Here is a 2,321-nt window from a genome sequence, read left to right on the forward strand (position 1 = left end):
GCCAACCCATTCGGTGCAATCGTACGCAGCCAATGGATTGAGGCTATCCAAAGAACAAGATTAAACATCAAACTGCCAAGAATTTGTGGCAATAGCATCGTCGTCGCAATGGAGGCACGCCCAAACCAGACAAGCCCGAACGCAAGTGATAGCGACAAGGCATAGCGCTTCATAATATCGCGCGTCGCCTTGCGCATTTCTCGACTCCAACGGAAATGTCGATGACCCACGCCGTCGTCTATCGACAACACGCGGAAAAATTCTAAGACAAATCCGGTCAACCCAGTCATCCCCACAGCCATGGCCAATGCGCGTGTTTCATGCCCACCAGCAAGCGCAAGAATACCCCCGAGCAGCATAAACAAGCCAGGCCAACGCAATGCAAGCAACACTGATGCGGCCAAGGACTTCCACGTCAATCCCATCCGATCGGTGCGAATTTTTCTGGCCAAACGTCCGTAGTCCGATAACTTTGCCTGAAGTGTTGAATGCTGCAATATCAGTAGGACTTGTAAAAGAAGCAACAACGCACCAACGGCGATCTGCCACAACTTGATTCGGTGGCTGACGAAATTCGGAAGTATGTCATTTTGCAGCGCATCCGAAACCGCTTTCCATGCTTCGACACTAAAGACACTGGTAAAGTCATTAATGCGGCGCCACAAAAGGGCTCGGTTTGCGTAATCCCTAGCTTGCTGACTCAACGCGACCAGCCGACCTTCCGCCTCCATCGCCTGACGAATCTCTGTGATCAGTTTTGACAGGTTTTTTGCCAATCGAGACTGAACTTCAAGTGCCTCTGGAGACTGAGGAACATCGTCCATGGCAAGCTGCAATTGCAAATGACGTTCAGCCGTTTCCTGCAACAGTTTTGACAACTGCCCGCTCGGCACCATGTCTTCCGGGACTTCTTGCAGCCACTGCCTCAGCATGCGTGTAATTGCGGCCGATTCCGGCGCCGCTTCCATATATTGCTTCAGACGTTGAAAGGCGGCGTTCTTTTTCTCATAGGCCTCGATAATGCGGGCACGATAGGCCGAGATTTCGTTAATTTTTCGCAAAACACTGGCGATCTCGGTCTCGATTTCCGCCGACGCACTTGGTGTTTTGCTATCAGACAAGCTCTGGGCGCTGAGTTCCCGACGTCTTCTTAGCTCATTGGCCACCTGCGCCTGCTCGGCACGGATACGATCAAGTTGTCGCTCGGCATTTTCTTTCTGCAACTGTGCCCATTTGAATAACTTGTCGGCATTTGCCAGTCGCAATTTCAATAACTTTGACTCTGTCAGCAACAGTTGCTTGCGCGCATGCTTTAACAAAATCGTCGCGTCATCCGCGCGCAGTAAGGGGGCATTCATTGGCGGCAAAGGCGGCAGTGCCGCCAATTTTTCCAGTTCTTGACGCACCTGATTGAGTCTTTCAACGAGATTCCGCCCGCCGCCGCTCCATTCCGCCACCTCAGCATTCAGCCCCAGCACTTTGTCCTGCCACTCCTGTCGAGCTTGCTCCAGTGTTTGCTCGATTTGCTCAAGCTCCGACTGGGGTGCGGAAGTCATGCTGACGCCTTTCAATAAAGAGCGGTGTGTCTCAAGTTGCTTACGGAGCTCTGCTTCACTCGTTTGAAGCAGTTGCTGCAAGCGTTTATATTCGCCGCTAAGGTATTCCTCTCGGTTTAACAGCGTCAGCGTTTCATCAAGAATTCTCAGAACATCATTTTTTTCATTCGCGTCAGCAAACCCCGTTTCTTCTGTGTGTTTGCGTACCTGTTGCACTTTAGCGACCGTCACGTCTTGCGACTCAGCCGCATATAGATTGATCGACACCACCAAAATTAGCGCAGAAAATAAGGCGCGCACCATTCCTGTATCCTGTCATGCTGCATTTTCACTAGCATAGCAAACAATCTGGCATGAGCAGGAAATTTCTGGCGCGGGGGAGGGCGGTTGGGCGGTTAGGGGCGATGCCTCATCGCCCCAAAATCACGCCTCAAACGGATGCCTTAACACGATGGTTTCGTTTCGATCGGGGCCTGTTGAAATGATGTCGATCGGGACACCCACCACTTCCTCAACCTTGCGGATGTAGGCGCGAGCATTTTCCGGGAGCTCGTCTAGTGATTTGGCGCCGACAGTAGAGGTCTGCCAGCCGGGCATTTCAATGTATTGCGGCTCAAGATGACGAAATGCGTCTGCACCAACCGGTGGCACATCTAGGTCGCCTCGTTGCGGGCAACGGTAAGCAACACAAATTTTGACACGCTCCAAACCATCTAGTACGTCTAATTTTGTCAGACAGAGTCCAGACACGCTATTAATGGTGAC

At 51.7% G+C, this 2,321-nt stretch carries 2 protein-coding genes; both read right to left on the minus strand.

Going from position 1 to position 2,321, the window contains the following annotated elements:
* A partial coding sequence (locus D6694_08925; GenBank protein RMH41411.1) for a hypothetical protein occupies positions 1 to 1,859 on the minus strand: 1,859 nt, incomplete at its 3' end.
* A gap of 120 nt (positions 1,860 to 1,979) precedes the next feature.
* The coding region (locus D6694_08930; protein RMH41412.1) for an adenylosuccinate synthase at positions 1,980 to 2,321 on the minus strand (342 nt) is incomplete at its 5' end.

The organism is Gammaproteobacteria bacterium, assembly GCA_003696665.1.
Lineage (GTDB): Bacteria > Pseudomonadota > Gammaproteobacteria > Enterobacterales.